Source organism: Streptomyces sp. CNZ301 (assembly GCF_004217425.1).
This window is the reverse complement of sequence record NZ_SHLG01000001.1, coordinates 2,734,633-2,752,259: the sequence shown is the minus strand read 5'-3', so window position 1 is coordinate 2,752,259 and position 17,627 is coordinate 2,734,633. Positions and strand designations below refer to the sequence as shown.

19 protein-coding genes and 1 pseudogene are annotated in these 17,627 nt (G+C 69.5%); 17 read left to right on the top strand and 3 right to left on the bottom strand.

The annotated features are described in order from the left end of the window. Positions 1 to 57: 57 nt before the first annotated feature. From EV375_RS11750 to EV375_RS11670, 17 genes are all read left to right on the top strand, one after another. A complete protein-coding gene (locus EV375_RS11750) occupies positions 58 to 1,185 on the top strand; it encodes an LCP family protein (RefSeq protein ID WP_130299395.1) in 1,128 nt (375 codons plus the stop codon). Positions 1,186 to 1,336: 151 nt separating this feature from the next. After that, positions 1,337 to 1,561, top strand: coding sequence for a 50S ribosomal protein L31 (rpmE, locus tag EV375_RS11745; protein ID WP_055488482.1), 225 nt, complete (start codon positions 1,337 to 1,339; stop codon positions 1,559 to 1,561). Between the two features lie 102 nt (positions 1,562 to 1,663). Beyond that, positions 1,664 to 2,743: a peptide chain release factor 1 gene (gene prfA, locus EV375_RS11740; protein ID WP_130299394.1), complete on the top strand. Its 1,080-nt coding sequence runs from the start codon at positions 1,664 to 1,666 to the stop codon at positions 2,741 to 2,743. Positions 2,744 to 2,776: 33 nt separating this feature from the next. After that, positions 2,777 to 3,658, top strand: coding sequence for a peptide chain release factor N(5)-glutamine methyltransferase (prmC, locus tag EV375_RS11735; RefSeq protein WP_055488480.1), 882 nt, complete (start codon positions 2,777 to 2,779; stop codon positions 3,656 to 3,658). Continuing rightward, positions 3,658 to 4,305 (top strand): L-threonylcarbamoyladenylate synthase, encoded by a 648-nt coding sequence (locus EV375_RS11730; RefSeq protein WP_130299393.1) that lies wholly within the window; start codon positions 3,658 to 3,660, stop codon positions 4,303 to 4,305. The genes prmC and EV375_RS11730 overlap by 1 nt, the downstream gene beginning before the upstream one ends. Before the next feature lie 160 nt (positions 4,306 to 4,465). Then, positions 4,466 to 5,167 carry an arsenate reductase/protein-tyrosine-phosphatase family protein gene (locus tag EV375_RS11725; RefSeq protein WP_486588425.1) on the top strand — a complete coding sequence of 234 codons (702 nt, stop codon included), beginning with the start codon at positions 4,466 to 4,468 and terminating at the stop codon, positions 5,165 to 5,167. A gap of 91 nt (positions 5,168 to 5,258) precedes the next feature. Further along, positions 5,259 to 6,686, top strand: a complete 1,428-nt coding sequence (locus tag EV375_RS11720) for an MraY family glycosyltransferase (protein WP_130299391.1) — start codon at positions 5,259 to 5,261, stop codon at positions 6,684 to 6,686. 160 nt (positions 6,687 to 6,846) lie between these two features. Beyond that, positions 6,847 to 7,287, top strand: coding sequence for a Cg1360 family ATP-synthase-associated protein (locus EV375_RS11715; RefSeq protein ID WP_130299390.1), 441 nt, complete (start codon positions 6,847 to 6,849; stop codon positions 7,285 to 7,287). Between the two features lie 228 nt (positions 7,288 to 7,515). Further along, positions 7,516 to 8,349 carry a F0F1 ATP synthase subunit A gene (gene atpB / locus EV375_RS11710; RefSeq protein WP_130299389.1) on the top strand — a complete coding sequence of 278 codons (834 nt, stop codon included), beginning with the start codon at positions 7,516 to 7,518 and terminating at the stop codon, positions 8,347 to 8,349. A gap of 79 nt (positions 8,350 to 8,428) precedes the next feature. Further along, positions 8,429 to 8,665, top strand: a complete 237-nt coding sequence (atpE, locus tag EV375_RS11705) for an ATP synthase F0 subunit C (RefSeq protein ID WP_055488475.1) — start codon at positions 8,429 to 8,431, stop codon at positions 8,663 to 8,665. A gap of 41 nt (positions 8,666 to 8,706) precedes the next feature. Next, positions 8,707 to 9,249 (top strand): F0F1 ATP synthase subunit B, encoded by a 543-nt coding sequence (locus tag EV375_RS11700; RefSeq protein WP_130299388.1) that lies wholly within the window; start codon positions 8,707 to 8,709, stop codon positions 9,247 to 9,249. Next, positions 9,246 to 10,061: a F0F1 ATP synthase subunit delta gene (locus tag EV375_RS11695; protein WP_130299387.1), complete on the top strand. Its 816-nt coding sequence runs from the start codon at positions 9,246 to 9,248 to the stop codon at positions 10,059 to 10,061. The genes EV375_RS11700 and EV375_RS11695 overlap by 4 nt, the downstream gene beginning before the upstream one ends. 148 nt (positions 10,062 to 10,209) lie before the next feature. After that, entirely contained in the window at positions 10,210 to 11,781 is a 1,572-nt protein-coding gene (atpA, locus tag EV375_RS11690) for a F0F1 ATP synthase subunit alpha (RefSeq protein WP_130299386.1), read from the top strand. A 3-nt stretch (positions 11,782 to 11,784) separates the two neighbouring features. Continuing rightward, positions 11,785 to 12,729: a F0F1 ATP synthase subunit gamma gene (locus EV375_RS11685; RefSeq protein WP_130299385.1), complete on the top strand. Its 945-nt coding sequence runs from the start codon at positions 11,785 to 11,787 to the stop codon at positions 12,727 to 12,729. Between the two features lie 2 nt (positions 12,730 to 12,731). Beyond that, positions 12,732 to 14,174, top strand: coding sequence for a F0F1 ATP synthase subunit beta (gene atpD / locus EV375_RS11680; RefSeq protein ID WP_130299384.1), 1,443 nt, complete (start codon positions 12,732 to 12,734; stop codon positions 14,172 to 14,174). A 105-nt stretch (positions 14,175 to 14,279) separates the two neighbouring features. Continuing rightward, the gene (locus EV375_RS11675) at positions 14,280 to 14,660 is read left to right on the top strand and encodes a F0F1 ATP synthase subunit epsilon (protein ID WP_055488469.1); all 381 of its coding nucleotides are present in this window, start codon (positions 14,280 to 14,282) and stop codon (positions 14,658 to 14,660) included. Between the two features lie 190 nt (positions 14,661 to 14,850). Continuing rightward, positions 14,851 to 15,339, top strand: a complete 489-nt coding sequence (locus EV375_RS11670; protein WP_130301778.1) for a DUF2550 domain-containing protein — start codon at positions 14,851 to 14,853, stop codon at positions 15,337 to 15,339. Between the two features lie 99 nt (positions 15,340 to 15,438). On the opposite strand, the pseudogene EV375_RS29685 reads toward EV375_RS11670, so the two are convergent. The 3 genes and pseudogenes from EV375_RS29685 to EV375_RS11655 form a co-directional block, all read right to left on the bottom strand. Continuing rightward, a pseudogene (locus EV375_RS29685) lies at positions 15,439 to 15,579 on the bottom strand (AEC family transporter); the annotation flags it as partial. A 25-nt stretch (positions 15,580 to 15,604) separates the two neighbouring features. Then, a complete protein-coding gene (locus EV375_RS11660; RefSeq protein WP_130301777.1) occupies positions 15,605 to 16,273 on the bottom strand; it encodes a response regulator transcription factor in 669 nt (222 codons plus the stop codon). Continuing rightward, on the bottom strand, positions 16,173 to 17,573 hold the full coding sequence (locus EV375_RS11655; protein WP_486588424.1) for a sensor histidine kinase: 1,401 nt from the start codon (positions 17,571 to 17,573) through the stop codon (positions 16,173 to 16,175). Before EV375_RS11655 ends, EV375_RS11660 begins: the two co-directional genes overlap by 101 nt. Between the last annotated feature and the right edge of the window lie 54 nt (positions 17,574 to 17,627).

Here is a 17,627-nt window from a genome sequence, read left to right as displayed (position 1 = left end):
CCGTGCCCGTACTGAGACGGACGGGAAAGCCGCACGGCAGGACTGAGGTAAGCGACGATGGCGGACGAGAGCACCGGCGGGCCTGCTCCGAACACTGGCCGCTCCGGGGGTCCGATGAGTGCCGGCGGGCGGCGTCGCAAGCCGCACACACGACGTCGGAAGGTCCTGAAGGCGGCCGCCTGGACCGCGGCGGCGGCTGTCGTCCTCGGCGGCACCGGCATCGGCTTCGCCTACTTCAAGCTCAACGGCAACATCTCCGGCGTGGACATCGACGCCAAGCTCGGCGAACACCGGCCGGGTGACGTCCCGAACGGCTCGATGGACATCCTCGTCCTGGGCTCCGACACCCGTTCCGGTGCCAACGCCGAGTACGGCGGTGGGCAGTCGGGTGCCCGCTCCGACACCGCGATGGTCGTGCACATCAACAAGAAGCACGACAAGGCGAGCGTCGTCTCGATACCGCGCGACACCATCGTCGAGCGCCCGGGCTGTGTGAAGGGCGACGGCAGCGGGACCGCACCCCCGCAGAGAGCGATGTTCAACTCCGCGTACGAGGTCGGCGGCCCGGCGTGCGCGGTCAAGACCGTGGAGTCGATGTCCGGCGTACGCATGGACCACTACGTGGAGGTCGACTTCTCCGGTTTCAAGAAGCTGATCAACAACCTCGGCGGCGTCGAGGTCACCACCAAGAAGCCGATCAGCGACCCCGACAGCCACCTCGACCTGGAGCCCGGCACCCACAAGCTCGGCGGGGAGCAGTCCCTCGGCCTCGTCCGCACGCGCCACGGGGTCGGCGACGGCAGCGACCTGGGCCGCATCCAGCTCCAGCAGGCGTTCCTGAAGGCGCTCAGGGACCAGGTCGACAGCGTCGGCGTGTTCAGCAGCCCGAAGAAGCTGTACGGCCTGGCCGACAGTGCCACCTCCGCCGTCACCACCGATTCCGGACTGGACTCGGTCGGTGACCTGGCCGGGCTGTCCCGCATGCTCAAGGGGATCAAGTCCGACGACATCCAGATGTCGACGCTGCCGGTGACGTACGACCCCGAGGACCCCAACCGCGTGGTGCCGCTCGAGTCGAAGGCAGCCAAGATGTGGTCCGCGATCAAGCGGGACGCCGCCGTACCGGAGTCCGCGCGGAAGGGCTCGGCGAGCGAGTCCGGCGACGCCGCACGCGTGGTCGGCTGAGGCCCTCCCGCGGGCCGCGCACGGGAATATCCGGCGCCCGCCCCCGGTTTTGGGAGGTACGGCCAGTGATGGCAGACTGGACCGTCGGCCCCGGTTCACGGTGGACAAGCCCGTCCTCCGACCCGGTGCCCTCCAGGAAATAGGAGACACCTTGAAGCGCGACATTCACCCCGAGTACGTAGAGACCCAGGTGAGCTGCACCTGCGGCAACTCCTTCACGACTCGCAGCACCGTGAGCGGCGGCATCGTCCGTGCCGACATCTGCTCCGCGTGCCACCCGTTCTACACCGGCAAGCAGAAGATCCTCGACACCGGTGGCCGCGTGGCCCGGTTCGAGGCCCGCTTCGGCAAGAGCTCCGGTTCCGCAAAGAAGTAGCACCACCCGAGCGCCGGTCTCCTCGGCACGCCCCGCGGGCGTGAGGGGCCGGCGCTCTTTCGCGCTGCCTGGCACTTCCTTCTTCACGTAAAGGGACAAACGATGTTCGAGGCGGTCGAGGAACTCATCGGCGAGTACTCCGAGTTGGAGAAGCAGCTCGCCGATCCCGCGATCCACGCCGACCAGGCGCGCGCCCGCAAGCTCAACAAGCGGTACGCGGAACTCTCGCCGGTGATCGCCACGTACCGCTCCTGGAAGCAGACCGGGGAGGACATCACCACCGCACGCGAACTCGCCGCGGAAGACCCGGACTTCGCTGCCGAGGGGAAAGAACTCGAGGCCCGCCACGAGGAGTTGACGGAGAAGCTGCGGCTGCTGCTCGTGCCGCGCGACCCCAGCGACGACAAGGACGTCATCCTCGAGATCAAGGCGGGGGAGGGCGGTGACGAGTCCGCGCTCTTCGCCGGCGACCTTCTGCGGATGTATCTGCGCTACGCGGAACGCGTCGGCTGGAAGACCGAGCTGATCCAGTCCACCGAGTCGGACCTCGGCGGCTACAAGGACGTGCAGGTCGCCGTCAAGACCAAGGGCGGCGGTGGTGCGACGGAGCCCGGCCAGGGCGTGTGGGCGCGGCTGAAGTACGAGGGCGGGGTGCACCGCGTGCAGCGCGTGCCCGCGACCGAGTCGCAGGGCCGCATCCACACCTCGGCCGCCGGCGTCCTCGTGCTGCCCGAAGCGGAGGACGTCGACGTCGAGATCAACGCGAACGATCTGCGGATCGACGTCTACCGCTCCTCCGGGCCCGGCGGGCAGTCCGTCAACACCACCGACTCCGCGGTGCGCATCACCCACGAGCCGACCGGCATCGTCGTCTCCTGCCAGAACGAGAAGAGCCAGCTGCAGAACAAGGAGCAGGCACTGCGCATCCTGCGCGCCCGGCTGCTGGCCGCCGCACAGGAGGAGGCCGACCAGGAGGCATCGGACGCCCGCCGCAGCCAGGTGCGTACGGTGGACAGGTCGGAGCGGGTACGGACGTACAACTTCCCGGAGAACCGGATCTCCGACCACCGGGTCGGCTTCAAGGCCTACAACCTCGACCAGGTTCTCGACGGCGACCTTGACGCGGTGATCCAGGCGTGCGTCGACGCCGACTCCGCGGCCAAGCTGGCCGCGGCCCATTAAGCGCGCGTACGGACGGTTGGTACGGAAGAGAAGATGCTTCATTCGTCCGGGGGGCGGCCCCCGAACCCACGCGGTCTGCTGATCGCCGAGGTGGCACAGGCGACCCAGCGGCTCGCCGACGCCGGGGTGCCCTCGCCGCGGTTCGACGCCGAGGAGCTGGCCGCGTACGTGCACGGCGTCAAGCGCGGCGAACTCCACCTCGTCCCGGATTCCGACTTCGACGCGCGCTACTGGGAGGCCGTCTCACGCCGCGAGGCCCGCGAGCCGCTGCAGCACATCACCGGCCGTGCGTTCTTCCGGTACCTCGAACTTCAGGTCGGGCCGGGGGTGTTCGTGCCCCGCCCCGAGACCGAGTCCGTTGCCGGCTGGGCGATAGAGGCGGTACGGGCGATGGACGTGGCCGAGCCGCTCATCGTCGACCTGTGCACCGGCTCCGGAGCCATCGCGCTCGCGCTCGCACAGGAAGTGCCGCGCTCCCGGGTGCACGCCGTCGAACTGGACGAGGGCGCCTACGGCTGGGCCGCGAAGAACGTGGAGGGAAGCCGCGTCACGCTGCACCACGGCGACGCGCTGACGGCGCTCCCCGAACTCGACGGCCAGGTCGACCTGGTGGTCTCCAACCCGCCCTACATCCCGCTCACCGAATGGGAGTATGTGGCACCCGAAGCCCGCGACCACGACCCGCAACTGGCGTTGTTCTCCGGGGAGGACGGGCTGAGCACGATCCGCGGTCTGGAGCGCACGGCACACCGGCTGCTGCGCCCCGGCGGCCTCGTCGTCGTCGAGCATGCCGACACCCAGGGCGGTCAAGTCCCGTGGATCTTCACCGAGGACCGCGGCTGGGCCGACGCGGCGGACCACCCCGACCTCAACAACAGGCCCCGATTCGCCACAGCCCGCAGGGAGGTGCCGTGATGGCACGGCGTTATGACTGCTCCGACGTCACCGACCGCAAGACCGGCCTGCGCGAGGCCGCCTCGGCGGTGCGCCGCGGTGAACTCGTCGTGCTCCCCACGGACACGGTGTACGGCATCGGCGCCGACGCCTTCAGCCCCGACGCCGTCGGTGACCTGCTGGAGGCCAAGGGGCGTGGCAGGAACATGCCTTCGCCGGTGCTCGTCGGGTCCCCGAACACGCTGCACGGGCTCGTCACCGACTTCTCCGAGGCCGCCTGGGAGCTGGTCGACGCCTTCTGGCCGGGCGCGCTCACGCTCGTCGCCAGGCACCAGCCGTCGCTCACGTGGGACCTGGGCGACGCCCGCGGCACCGTGGCCGTACGGATGCCCCTGCACCCCGTCGCCATCGACCTGCTCAAGGAGTTCGGGCCGATGGCCGTCTCCTCGGCGAACCTCACGGGTCACCCCGCGCCGCAGGACTGCGACGCGGCGCAGGAGATGCTCGGCGACTCCGTGGCCGTCTACCTCGACGGCGGTCCGACACCCGACTCCGTGCCGTCCTCGATCGTCGACGTCACCGGCAGGACGCCGGTGCTGCTGCGCACGGGCGCGGTGAGCGCCGAGGAGCTGCGCAAGGTCGTACCCGACCTGGAGGTGGCCCCATGAGCGGGAGGAGGGCCGCAGCGGGTCCCGTCCCCTCCGGTGCGCCTCACCCTCCGGGGCCCGCCTCCCCGGCCGCCTCCTGCACGGCCGGCGCTCCCGGCCGGCCCGGGAGCAGAGTCCGGAGGAAGCGTCCCGCGGACGGGCGGGCCGGGAGATGCCTGCAGTGAACACCCCGCACGGGCGTGGCACCGCGGAACCCGGCGGCATAAGCGGCGCAGGCTCCGCATGGGGCGCGGGCCCGGCCTCCGGCACGGGGCGCGCCGGTGCCTTCCGCATCCTCCACGTCTCCACCGGCAACGTCTGCCGCTCGCCCCTGACCGAGCGGCTGACCCGGCATGCCATCGAGGAGCGGCTCGGGGACGGCCGGAGCGGGGGCATCCTCGTGGAGAGCGCCGGCACGTGGGGGCACGAGGGCGCACCGATGGAGGATCACGCGGCCGAGGTGCTGCTGGAGCACGGTGCGGACCCCGAGGGATTCCGCGGCCGCGAGCTGCTGGACGAGCACGTGATCCGCGCGGACCTCGTGCTCACCGCGACCCGCGATCACCGCGCACAGGTGGTCTCGATGGGGCATTCGGCCGGGCTGCGTACGTTCACGCTGAAGGAGTTCACGCGGCTCGTACGGGCCATAGACGCGGCGACGCTGCCCGACCCCCGCTCCGCCGAGGGCGTCGTCGAGCGTGCCTACGCCCTGGTGCAGGCCGCGGCGGCCCTGCGTGGCTGGCTGCTGGCGCCCAGCCCGGAGGCGGACGAGATCCATGATCCCTACGGTGCCCCCATCCCGTACTTCCGCTCGGTGGGCGACGAGATCAGCAAGGCCCTGGACCCGGTCGTCACAGCTCTGACGGGCGTTCCCGCCCGGTAGGGGCCCTGTTGTCCGCATACGTGGAACCGCCGGTCCCGCGCAGGTGTCCTATGGTGTGGGGCCAAGGAACAGCGAAACCCCTGGGGAACCCGTGCGTGAATATCTGCTGACGCTCTGTGTCGCGGCAGCGGTCACCTATCTGCTGACCGGGCCGGTGCGGAAGTTCGCCATCGCGGCGAAGGCGATGCCGCAGATCAGGGCGCGCGACGTGCACCGCGAGCCGACGCCCCGTCTCGGCGGCATCGCGATGTTCGGCGGCCTGTGCGCGGGGCTCCTGGTCGCCTCCCAACTCACCAACATCGGCGAGCTGTTCATCCTTTCCGACGAGCCGCGCGCGCTGCTCTCCGGCGCCGGCCTGATCTGGCTGCTGGGCGTCCTGGACGACAAGTGGGGCGTCGACGCGCTGGTCAAGCTGGGCGGCCAGATGATCGCCGCGGGCGTCATGGTCCTTCAGGGGCTCACGATCCTGTGGCTGCCGGTTCCGGGTGTGGGAAATGTCGCGCTGACCCAGCTCCAGGGCACGCTGCTGACGGTCGCGCTCGTCGTGATCACCATCAACGCCGTGAACTTCGTGGACGGCCTGGACGGTCTGGCCTCGGGCATGGTCACCATCGCCGCCGCGGCGTTCTTCATGTACGCCTACCGGATCTGGTACGGCTACGGCGTCGAGGCGGCGGCGCCGGCCACGCTCTTCGCCGTCCTCCTGATGGGCATGTGCCTGGGCTTCCTGCCGCACAACATGCACCCGGCGCGCATCTTCATGGGCGATTCGGGATCGATGCTGATCGGTCTCGTGCTGGCCGCGGGCGCGGTCTCGATCACCGGCCAGGTCGACCCGGACCTCATGGTCCAGCACACCGGCTCCGAACGGTCCGCGGTGCACACGATGGTGCCGCTGTACATGCCGCTGCTGCTGCCGTTGACGATCATCGCGATCCCCGTCGCCGACCTTGTGCTGGCGATCGTCCGCCGGACCTGGCGCGGGGAATCGCCGTTCGCGGCGGACAAGGGGCATCTGCACCACCGGCTGCTGGAGATCGGGCACTCGCACAGCCGCGCGGTCCTGATCATGTACTTCTGGTCGGCGCTGATCGCCTTCGGGGCGGTCGCGTTCTCGGTGCAGTCCGCCAGCCTCGGGATCGTGCTCGCGATCGTCCTGCTGAGCGCTGTGGGCCTCGTGGTGCTGCTGCTGCCGCGCTTCACGCCGCAAGTGCCGCGGTGGGCGTACGCGTTCGTGCCGCCGCGCTACCGGCGTGAGGCGGAGAGCGCGGACGAGATCGATGACGGATCGAACGCTTCGCCCGATTCACCGGCTTTGGGTGATATCGAGAGGAATGTCAAATTCACCGCGGGTAGCGGAAATTCGGCCGAGGTGGCGGAGAAGGAGAAAACCGAAAAGGCCGAAGACGCACCTCAGCCCGCATTCGCGGGGCTCAACGGGGCCACCGCGATCGGCCGCAACGGTCAGCGGAGCGCCCGGAGTTCGGGGTCCGCGTGTGACGGCGAGCACACCAAGTAGGTAAAGACCTCATCAAATAGTTTGTGATAGCGTTCACGAAACCCGGTGATGGGGCCGAAGGACCGCAATGCGACGGTCCTTGGCGCGGTATCCGCACCTCCTCGCCGGGGAGACGGTCGTCCCCGACGACAGACGCCCCCGATCTTCCGGAGCAACTCCCATGCAGTCGAACGACGCCCGCATGCTCCTGCAGTGCGCCGTCCCGACCGCCCTCGCAGGTGCCGTGGCCGCGGTCGTGAGCAGCGTGCTCGCGGGTGGCAAGGGCGTGATCGGTGCGGTGGCCGGTGCCGCCGTGGTGATCCTTTTCATGGGGATCGGCCTCGGCGTGCTCCAGCACATCGCGAAGTCACTGCCGCACCTCTTCCAGGCGATGGGTCTGCTGCTCTACACGACGCAGATCCTCCTCCTCGGTGTGGTGTTGATGGCGTTCAAGGACACGACGCTCTTCGACACCAAGGCGTTCGGCTTCTCGCTGCTGGCCACCTCCCTGGTGTGGGTCGCCGCGCAGGCGCGGGCGCACATGAAGGCCAAGATCCTTTATGCGGAGCCCGAACCGTCCGGTGGTGACACGAAGACCGCGCCGACCGGCGTGAATTCGTGATCCGCGGTGGGTGTAGGGCCGGGATAAGCAACCGCTTCGGCAACTGCTATCGTCCCGTCCCAGCTGCGGTGCAGCAGGCGCAGGCGGCCGAGTCCTCCCGTTCCCGGGAACGGAATGGGCGGTCCCGCCCGGTGACCGGTCGCCGCCCCCATATTCGTCAGAACAGTCCAGTGCCGCTCCGTGGCCGTGCGCCGCGCCGACACATCGAGGTAGCCGTATCCATGCGCCATGCAGAAGGAGCTCGCGGTGAGTGCTGACCAGATGCTCGCCTTCGAGACCGATTGCCACCTCTTCGGTGGATGTGGCTTCAATGAAGTCTCGCCGGGCCTGCACTCCTTCGTGTTCAAACCGATCGCCACAGTCGGCGGCGTCGACATCAACAAGACCATGCTGCTGGCGGTGTTGGGCACCATCGCGATCCTCTGGTTCTTCTGGGCCGCGTTCAGCAAGCCGAAGATCGTGCCGGGCAAGCTCCAGATGATCGGCGAGGCCGGATACGACTTCATCCGCCGCGGCATCGTCTACGAGACCATCGGCAAGAAGGAGGGCGAGAAGTACGTCCCCCTCATGGTCGCCCTGTTCTTCTTCGTCTGGGTGATGAACCTCTGGTCGGTCATCCCCCTCGCCCAGTTCCCGGTGACGTCGATCATCTCCTACCCCATGGGTCTGGCTCTGATCGTCTACATCCTGTGGGTCTCGCTGACCTTCAAGCGGCACGGCGTGGTCGGCGCGTTCAAGAACTTCACCGGCTACGACAAGTCTCTCGGCCCGGTGCTCCCGATGAGCATGACCATCGAGTTCTTCTCGAACCTGCTCGTGCGTCCCTTCACGCACGCGGTCCGGCTCTTCGCCAACATGTTCGCCGGCCACCTGCTGATCGTGATGTTCACGATCGCCACCTGGTACATGCTCAACGGCATCGGGATCGCCTACGCGGGCGTCTCGTTCTTGATGACCATCGCGATGACGGCCTTCGAGCTGTTCATCCAGGCCGTCCAGGCGTACGTCTTCGTCCTCCTGGCGTGCAGCTACATCCAGGGTGCGCTCGCCGAGAGTCACTGAGAACCCCTGCTCGTACACGACCACTTGGTTGTCCGGTGGCCAACCCCCACCGGTCCGTGAAACAGAAGGAAGAAACGGCATGTCCGCTCTCCAGAACCTCGCTGCTGTCAGCGGCTCCCTCGGCTCCGTCGGTTACGGCCTCGCCGCCATCGGCCCGGGCATCGGCGTCGGCATCGTCTTCGGAAACGGCACCCAGGCGCTCGCCCGTCAGCCCGAAGCCGCTGGTCTGATCCGTCAGAACCAGATCCTCGGTTTCGCCTTCTGTGAGGCGCTGGCCCTGATCGGCATCGTCATGCCGTTCGTCTACGGTCCGTGATCGTCGCTCACTGACCGAATCACTCGTCGAAAGGCACTGATGTGATCGCCCTGGTAAACATGGCGGCCGAGAAGCAGAACCCTCTCGTCCCGCCGCTCCCAGAGCTCGTCATCGGCCTGGTCGCATTCGCCATCGTCTTCTTCTTCCTCTGGAAGAAGCTCCTCCCGAACATCAACAAGGTTCTGGAAGAGCGTCGCGAGGCCATCGAGGGCGGTATCGAGCAGGCCGAGACGGCCCAGCAAGAAGCTGCCGAGGTCCTCAAGCAGTACAAGGACCAGCTCGCCGAGGCCCGGCACGAGGCCGCCCGGCTGCGCTCCGAAGCGCAGGAGCAGGGCGCCACCCTCATCGCGGAGATGCGTGCGGAGGGCCAGCGCCAGCGCGAGGAGATCATCGCGGCCGGCCACGCCCAGATCGAGGCCGACCGCAAGCAGGCCGCGCTGGCACTGCGTCAGGACGTGGGCAAGCTCGCCACGGACCTGGCCGGCAAGCTCGTCGGGGAGTCCCTCGAGGAGCACGCCCGCCAGAGCCGGACGATCGACCGCTTCCTCGACGACCTCGAGGAGAAGGCCGAGGCCGCCCGATGAACGGCGCGAGCCGTGACGCACAGGCCGCCGCGCGCGAGAGCCTGACGGCGCTGACCGACAACACGTCGGTCGACGCCACGCAGCTCGCCGACGAGCTGGCCGCCGTGACTGGGCTGCTCGACCGCGAGGTCAGGCTGCGACGGGTCCTCGCGGACCCGTCGCGCGGCGGGGAGCAGAAGGCCGAGCTGGTCAGGACCGTGCTCGGCGACCGGGTCGGCGGCTCGACCGTCGACCTGGTCTCCGGCATGGTGCGCTCCCGCTGGTCCGCGCCCCGCGACCTGGTCGACGCGACCGAGGAGCTGGCGGACTCCGCCGACCTCGTCGCGGCCGAGCGGGCCGGTTCGCTGGAGGAGACCGAGGACGAGCTGTTCCGCTTCTCCCGCACCGTCGCCTCCGCGCCCGACCTGCGGGCGGCGCTGGCCAACCCCAGCGCCGACCCCGAGGCGAAGGCGCGGCTGGTGCACACGCTGCTCGGCGGCAAGGTGCGGCCCGCCACGGAGCGCCTGGTGACGCGTCTTGTGAGCCAGCCCCGTGGACGTAGCCTTGAAGCGGGCCTCGAGGCCCTCTCCAAGCTGGCCGCGGAGCGCCGGGACCGCTCGGTGGCGATCGTCACCTCGGCGGTGCCGCTCAGCGACCAGCAGAAGGAACGTCTCGGATCGGTGCTCGCGCGGCTCTACGGACGCCGGATGCACCTGAACCTCGACGTGGACCCGGAGGTCCTCGGCGGCATCACGGTGCGCATCGGAGACGAGGTCATCAACGGCTCCATCGCGGACCGCCTCAGCGAGGCGGAGCGCCGTATGGCCGGCTGACGGCCGGCGCACAGCACGGGGCGGCAAGGCAGTCCGGCACAGGTGGCCGGCGCGCAGCCGCAGACACCAACTCAACAGCATCACTTAGCGGCCCGAGTTGGGCCGTAGAAGATCGATACGGTCCCAACAAGGAGAGCAGGGAACCCAGATGGCGGAGCTCACGATCCGGCCGGATGAGATCCGGGACGCGCTGGAGAATTTCGTCCAGTCGTACGAGCCGGACGCGGCCTCGCGCGAAGAGGTCGGGACGGTCAGCGTTGCCGGTGACGGCATCGCGAAGGTCGAGGGGCTGCCCTCGGCCATGGCGAACGAGCTGCTGAAGTTCGAGGACGGCACCCTCGGCCTGGCCCTCAACCTCGAGGAGCGCGAGGTCGGCGCGGTGGTCCTCGGTGAGTTCAGCGGCATCGAGGAGGGCCAGCAGGTGCGACGCACCGGCGAGGTCCTGTCGGCTCCGGTCGGCGACGGCTACCTCGGCCGCGTCGTGGACCCGCTGGGTGCCCCGGTCGACGGCCTCGGTGAGATCGAGTCCGAGGGCCGCCGCGCCCTCGAGCTCCAGGCCCCCTCGGTCATGCAGCGCAAGTCGGTCCACGAGCCGATGGAGACGGGCTACAAGGCCGTCGACACCATGACCCCCATCGGCCGTGGCCAGCGTCAGCTGGTCATCGGCGACCGCCAGACGGGCAAGACCGCGCTGTGCGTCGACACGATCATCAACCAGCGCGACAACTGGCGCTCGGGCGACCCGGAGAAGCAGGTCCGCTGTATCTACGTCGCCATCGGCCAGAAGGGCTCCACCATCGCGTCCGTGCGCGGCGCCCTGGAGGAGGCCGGTGCGCTCGAGTACACGACGATCGTGGCGGCCCCGGCCTCCGACCCGGCCGGCTTCAAGTACATCGCCCCGTACACCGGCAGCGCCATCGGCCAGCACTGGATGTACCAGGGCAAGCACGTCCTGGTCATCTTCGACGACCTGACCAAGCAGGCCGACGCCTACCGCGCCGTTTCCCTGCTGCTGCGCCGCCCGCCGGGCCGCGAGGCCTACCCGGGCGACGTCTTCTACCTGCACTCCCGTCTGCTGGAGCGCTGCGCCAAGCTCTCCGACGACATGGGTGCGGGCTCGATGACGGGTCTGCCGATCGTCGAGACGAAGGCGAACGACGTCTCGGCGTTCATTCCGACCAACGTCATCTCCATCACCGACGGCCAGTGCTTCCTGGAGTCCGACCTCTTCAACGCCGGCCAGCGGCCCGCGCTGAACGTCGGTATCTCGGTCTCCCGTGTCGGTGGTTCCGCGCAGCACAAGGCGATCCGGCAGATCACCGGTTCGCTCCGCGTGGACCTCGCCCAGTACCGCGAGCTGGAGGCGTTCGCCGCCTTCGGGTCCGACCTGGACGACGCCTCGAAGGGCGCCCTGGAGCGCGGCAAGCGGATGACCGAGCTGCTCAAGCAGCCGCAGTACAACCCGTTCTCCACGGAGGACCAGGTCGTCTCCATCTGGTCCGGCACCAAGGGCAAGATGGACGACGTGCCCGTCGAGGACATCCGCCGCTTCGAGCGTGAGCTGCTGGAGTACATGCACCGCGAGCACAAGGGGCTGCTGACCAGCATCGTCGAGGGCGGCAAGATGTCCGACGACACGGTCCAGGCCCTCGGTGACGCGGTGGACGCCTTCAAGAAGCAGTTCGAGACCTCGGACGGCAAGCTGCTGGGCGAGGACTGAGCCGTGGGCGCCAAGACCAGGGTCTACAAGCGGCGGATCAAGTCCGTCACGGCGACCAAGAAGATCACCAGGGCGATGGAGATGATCGCCGCGTCGCGCATCATCAAGGCGCAGCGCCGGGTGGCGGCCTCCGAGCCGTACGCCACGGAGCTGACCAACGCCGTGCGCGCGGTCGCCACCGGCTCGAACGTGAAGCACGCTCTCACCACGGAGGTCGAGCGTCCGACCCGGGCTGCGGTGCTGCTCATCGTGAGCGACCGCGGTCTGGCGGGCGGCTACAACTCCAACGCCATCAAGGCGGCCGACCGGCTGACGAACCGGCTGATCGGCGAGGGCAAGGAAGTCGTCAACTACATCGTGGGCACCCGCGGTGTGACGTACTACCGCTTCCGTGAGCGGGCGATCAAGGAATCCTGGAGCGGGTTCACCGACAACCCGACCTACGCGGACGCCAAGGCCGTGGCCGCGCCGCTGATCGAAGCGATCACGGCGGACACGGGCGCGGAGAACGGCGTGGACGAACTCCACATCGTCTACACCGAGTTCGTCTCCATGATGACGCAGACCCCGGTCGACGACCGGATGCTGCCGCTCAGCATGAAGTCGACCGCGGAGGAGTCGGCGGAGGTCATCCAGGACAACATCAAGCGAGGCCCGGAGGTCCGTCCGCTCTTCGACTTCGAGCCGTCGGCGGAGGAGGTGCTCGACGCGCTGCTGCCGCGGTACGTCGAGAGCCGCGTCTACAACGCTCTGTTGCAGGCCGCCGCTTCCAAGCACGCCGCCACGCGCCGTGCGATGAAGTCGGCGACGGACAACGCCGAAGACCTCATCAAGTCGCTGACGCGGCTTGCCAACGCGGCCCGCCAGGCCGACATCACCCAGGAAATCAGCGAGATCGTCGGTGGCGCTAGCGCGCTGGCTGACGCTTCTGCGGGGAGTGACCGCTAACCATGACCACTACTGTTGAGCAGGCCACGGCGGCGGGCCGCGTCGCACGGGTCATCGGCCCGGTCGTCGATGTGGAATTCCCCGTCGACGCGATGCCGGACATCTACAACGCTCTGACCGTCGAGATCTCCGACCCCGCCGAGGCGGGGAAGAAGAAGACCCTCACCCTCGAGGTCGCCCAGCACCTCGGTGAGGGCCTGGTGCGTGCCATCGCGATGGAGCCCACCGACGGCCTCGTCCGCCAGGCCGAGGTCACCGACACCGGCGACGGCATCACCGTCCCCGTCGGCGACGTCACCAAGGGCCGGGTCTTCAACACCCTCGGCAAGATCCTCAACGAGCCGGAGGCCGAGTCCGAGGTCACCGAGCGCTGGCCGATCCACCGCAAGGCCCCCGCCTTCGACCAGCTCGAGTCCAAGACCGAGATGTTCGAGACGGGCCTGAAGGTCGTCGACCTGCTGACCCCGTACGTCAAGGGCGGCAAGATCGGTCTGTTCGGCGGAGCCGGCGTCGGCAAGACCGTCCTCATCCAGGAAATGATCATGCGTGTGGCGAAGCTGCACGAGGGTGTTTCCGTCTTCGCGGGTGTGGGCGAGCGTACGCGTGAGGGCAACGACCTCATCGACGAGATGACTGAGTCGGGCGTCCTCCCGCAGACCGCGCTGGTCTTCGGGCAGATGGACGAGCCGCCGGGCACCCGTCTGCGGGTGGCGCTGGCCGGTCTGACCATGGCGGAGTACTTCCGCGATGTGCAGAACCAGGACGTGCTGTTCTTCATCGACAACATCTTCCGCTTCACGCAGGCCGGTTCCGAGGTCTCCACGCTGCTGGGCCGCATGCCCTCCGCGGTGGGTTACCAGCCGAACCTGGCGGACGAGATGGGTGTGCTCCAGGAGCGCATCACCTCGACCCGTGGTCACTCCATCACCTCGATGCAGGCGATCTACGTGCCCGCGGACGACCTCACGGACCCGGCGCCGGCCACCACGTTCGCGCACCTCGACGCGACGACGGTGCTTTCGCGGCCGATTTCCGAGAAGGGCATCTACCCGGCGGTGGACCCGCTGGACTCGACGTCCCGGATCCTGGACCCCCGCTACATCTCGCAGGAGCACTACGACTGCGCCCAGCGCGTCATCGGGATCCTGCAGAAGTACAAGGACCTCCAGGACATCATCTCGATTCTCGGCATCGACGAGCTTTCCGAAGAGGACAAGCTCACCGTCAGCCGGGCCCGCCGTATCGAGCGCTTCCTGTCGCAGAACACCCACGCGGCGAAGCAGTTCACCGGCCTCGACGGGTCGGACGTGCCGCTGGACGAGTCGATCGCCGCGTTCAACGCGATCGCCGACGGTGACTTCGACCACTACCCGGAGCAGGCGTTCTTCATGTGCGGTGGCCTCGACGACCTGAAGGCCAAGGCCAAGGACCTCGGCGTCTCCTGACGTCCGGGTCCGGCGCGCGGCGGGGCCGGGCCGCGGGGCACAGCCCTTCGGTCCGTCCCCGTCTCCGCACCCCTTATCCTTTTCCTAACCTACGAAGGAGCCACAGTGGCTGAGCTGCACGTCGAGTTGGTCGCCGCGGACCGCAAGGTCTGGTCCGGCGAGGCCAGCCTGGTCGTCGCGCGCACCACGTCCGGCGACATCGGCGTCATGGCGGGCCACCAGCCGCTGCTCGGCGTGCTGGAGCCGGGAGCGGTCACCATCCGCACGACCGGCGAATCCGGCGAAGGCACCCTGACGGCAGCGGTGCACGGCGGCTTCGTCTCCTTCGCGGACGACAAGATGTCGCTGCTGGCGGAGATCGTCGAGCTGTCCGAGGAGATCGACGTCGAACGTGCCGAGCGGGCGCTGGAACGCGCCAAGTCCGAGGGCGACGCCGCCGCCGAGCGGCGTGCCGAGGTCCGCAAGCGCGTGGTGGCGGTCCGCTGAGGAGGCGGCCGACGCCCTGCACGGAGCCGGGCACGACAGGTACGAAGCTCAGCCGCGGGCTGTTCCGGATCACCCCGGAACAGCCCGCGGCTGAGCCAATACAGAGGGGGACGCGGGATCCACGAGATCTCACGGCTCCGAGAGCACCGCGCCACGCGTGGTACGAGAGAGTGCGAGGAGGTCGGTGATGATGGTCCTCGTTCTGTGCCTGGTCGGCGTGGCCGTGCTGCTGGCGCTGGCGGGTCTCTTCGCCTTCGGGCTGCGGCGCCGCCTGCTTCAGCGCTCCGGAGGCACGTTCGACTGCAACCTGCGCTGGAACGCACCGGCGCCGCCCCCCGCGTACGCCGCCGACGACCCGGCGGAAGAAGAGCCTCCGGCCGTGGACGGCAAGGGCTGGGCGTACGGCGTCGCGCGCTACAACGGTGACCAGATCGAGTGGTTCCGGGTCTTCTCCTACGCGCCGCGCCCCCGCCGCTTTCTGGAGCGCAACCGCATCGAGGTGCTGCAGCGGCGGGACCCGGAGGGCGAGGAGGAACTGGCCCTGCTCTCCGACTCCGTGATCCTCGCGTGTTCCCTGCATGGCACCCGGGTCGAGCTGGCCATGAGCGAGGACGCGCTCACGGGGTTCCTTGCGTGGCTGGAGGCGGCACCGCCAGGCCAGCGCGTCAACGTTGCCTGAATCGGAGGTGCTCCCCGGGACGCAGTCCCGGGGAGTGTGAACGTGGCCTGAAGACCCGGGCCTCCGGTCGGGGCTCCCCGCGAGTCCGCCGCCCGACCAGCCCAGGAGCGCGGCCACGAGGACGAGCACCGGCGCAGCCGCCGGCGTCGGGATGAGGACCGACTCGCGGGCGATGCGTGTGCCCGTCCCGTACCGCGAGGCGTACGTGAACAGGTTCTGCGCCGCGGGCAGGGCGGAAGTCGCCCATCGGCGCGCGGCGCCCGCCTCAGCTCCCGGTGAGGCCCGATTCCCGTGCCAGCACCGCCGCCTGTGTGCGGCTGCGCAGCCCCAACTTGCCCAGCAGCCTGCTGACATGGGTCTTCACCGTCGCCTCCGCCAGGCCGAGTCGCCGCGCCGCCTCCGCGTTGGAGAGTCCCTCCCCCAGGCAGAGCAGCACGTCGTGCTCGCGCCGGGTCAGCTCGTCCAGTCCGGGTGGGGTGCCCGGGCCCGTCCTCGGCAGGGGAGGCCGGCCCGCCGCTCCGGGCCGGGCGAACTCCGCGATCAGGCGCCTGGTCACGGCCGGAGCGATCACGCCGTCGCCGCGTGCCACCGTGCGTACGGCGTCGACGACCTGGGAGGCCTCGCTGTCCTTCAGCAGAAAGCCCGACGCACCGGCGCGCAGCGCCCCGAAGACGTACTCGTCCAGGTCGAAGGTGGTAAGCACCAGCACGTCCGCCAGCCGTTCCTCCGTGATGCGCGCGGTGGCGGAGACGCCGTCGAGTCGCGGCATCCGAACGTCCATCAGCACGATGTCCGGGCACAGTTCACGGGCGAGGCGGACGGCCTCCTCGCCGTCACCGGCCTCGGCAGCCACCTCGATGCCGGGAGCATGGCGCAGGATCAGGACGAGTCCTGCCCGCACGGCCAGCTGGTCCTCTGCGACGAGGACGCGGATCGCGGACTGTGCGCCGTCCTCCGCGTTCACGGGAGACTCCCTTCCTCCACGGGCAGTTCCGCCCGCACCTCCCAGATCCTCGTCCCCCCCCGTACGAGGCCTCGGCGGGACCGGCGCTCAGCGCTCCGCCCAGCAGTTCCACGCGTTCGCGCATGCCGATCAGCCCGGCGCCGGAGCCGGGAGCGCGCGGGACCGGCGATGCGTCGGGCCCCTCGCGGCCGCCGCCGAGCACGCCGTGCAGAGGGCTCGTGACACGGACGGTCAGCGGCCCCTGCGCAGGGGCGCGCCTCAGTTCCACGGTGACGGTGCCGGGAGCCGAGTGCTTCAGCGCGTTTGTCACGGACTCCTGCACGACCCGGTACGCGGCCAGTTCGACGGGCGCGGGCAGCGACGCACCGGCCGGTCCGCGCTCGTCGCGCAGCGAGAAGCTGAGCCCCGGGTTGCCCGCTCCCGCACGTGCCCGCTCGACGAGGGCGTCCAGGCCGGCGAGTGTCGGGGAGGCCGCGGGTACCGCCGCGCCGACGGACGCCTCACGCAGCAGCCCGATGAGGCGCCGCATCTCGGCCAGGCCCTGCACGCTGTTCTCGCGGATGACACCGAGCGAGCCGCGGGCCGCCCCGTCGTCCAGGTGCCCGAGAGAGAGGGTGGCCGTGGAGTGGATGGCGATGGCGGAGAGGTGGTTGGCGACGAGGTCGTGCAACTCCCGTGCCATGCGCCCGCGTTCGGCGGTGACCGCCTGGACGCGGTCCATCTCGGCAAGCAGCGCCGTCTGCTCGGCGCGGAGCCGCTCGGCCGCGGCGGCGTTGCGGTGGTCGCGGATGACCACGCCCGACCAGGCGGGCACGACCGTGATGCCCGCGCAGAACACGCCGAGCAGCAGCGTCGCGGGTGTACGGAGGACCGCCATCAGCACCAGCGTCACCGCGACCGACACAGCGACGCTGACGGGGAGCAGCGCACGCGACAGCCGGGGAGGTCCGTACACCACCGCGGCGTAGACGACGTCGGTGAAGACGATCACGGTCGCCAGCAGCGACCCCATGGCGAGATCCGCCGCGAGAGCGGCGACGGCGACCACCAGCGCCCAGGGCTGTGCGGACCTGCGGCCGAGAGCGGCGATGCATACGGCCGCCAGGGGCAGCAGCAGCCATGCGCCGTAACTCCCGCCCACCCGTGAATTGTTGTAGAGGCCGAACCACCAGAGGGTCAGTCCGCCGACGAGGCCGGCGAGGGCGATGAGCACGCCGTCGCGGTGCGGACGCACCCAAGGCGGCGGAAGCACGGACCGGCGGTGTGGCATGCGTCCATCTCAGCACGGCGGCCGGGCGCGGGCGTCGGCCTCGGGGACCAGCCC

Coding starts and splice junctions, on each gene's coding strand:
- atpA (WP_130299386.1), top strand. CDS start 10,210: ATGGCGGAGCTCACGATCCGGCCGGATGAGATCCGGGACGCGCTGGAG.
- EV375_RS11750 (WP_130299395.1), top strand. CDS start 58: ATGGCGGACGAGAGCACCGGCGGGCCTGCTCCGAACACTGGCCGCTCC.
- prmC (WP_055488480.1), top strand. CDS start 2,777: ATGCTTCATTCGTCCGGGGGGCGGCCCCCGAACCCACGCGGTCTGCTG.
- EV375_RS11715 (WP_130299390.1), top strand. CDS start 6,847: ATGCAGTCGAACGACGCCCGCATGCTCCTGCAGTGCGCCGTCCCGACC.
- EV375_RS11655 (WP_486588424.1), bottom strand. CDS start 17,573: ATGCCACACCGCCGGTCCGTGCTTCCGCCGCCTTGGGTGCGTCCGCAC.
- EV375_RS11670 (WP_130301778.1), top strand. CDS start 14,851: ATGGTCCTCGTTCTGTGCCTGGTCGGCGTGGCCGTGCTGCTGGCGCTG.
- EV375_RS11730 (WP_130299393.1), top strand. CDS start 3,658: ATGGCACGGCGTTATGACTGCTCCGACGTCACCGACCGCAAGACCGGC.
- prfA (WP_130299394.1), top strand. CDS start 1,664: ATGTTCGAGGCGGTCGAGGAACTCATCGGCGAGTACTCCGAGTTGGAG.
- atpD (WP_130299384.1), top strand. CDS start 12,732: ATGACCACTACTGTTGAGCAGGCCACGGCGGCGGGCCGCGTCGCACGG.
- atpB (WP_130299389.1), top strand. CDS start 7,516: ATGCAGAAGGAGCTCGCGGTGAGTGCTGACCAGATGCTCGCCTTCGAG.
- EV375_RS11695 (WP_130299387.1), top strand. CDS start 9,246: ATGAACGGCGCGAGCCGTGACGCACAGGCCGCCGCGCGCGAGAGCCTG.
- atpE (WP_055488475.1), top strand. CDS start 8,429: ATGTCCGCTCTCCAGAACCTCGCTGCTGTCAGCGGCTCCCTCGGCTCC.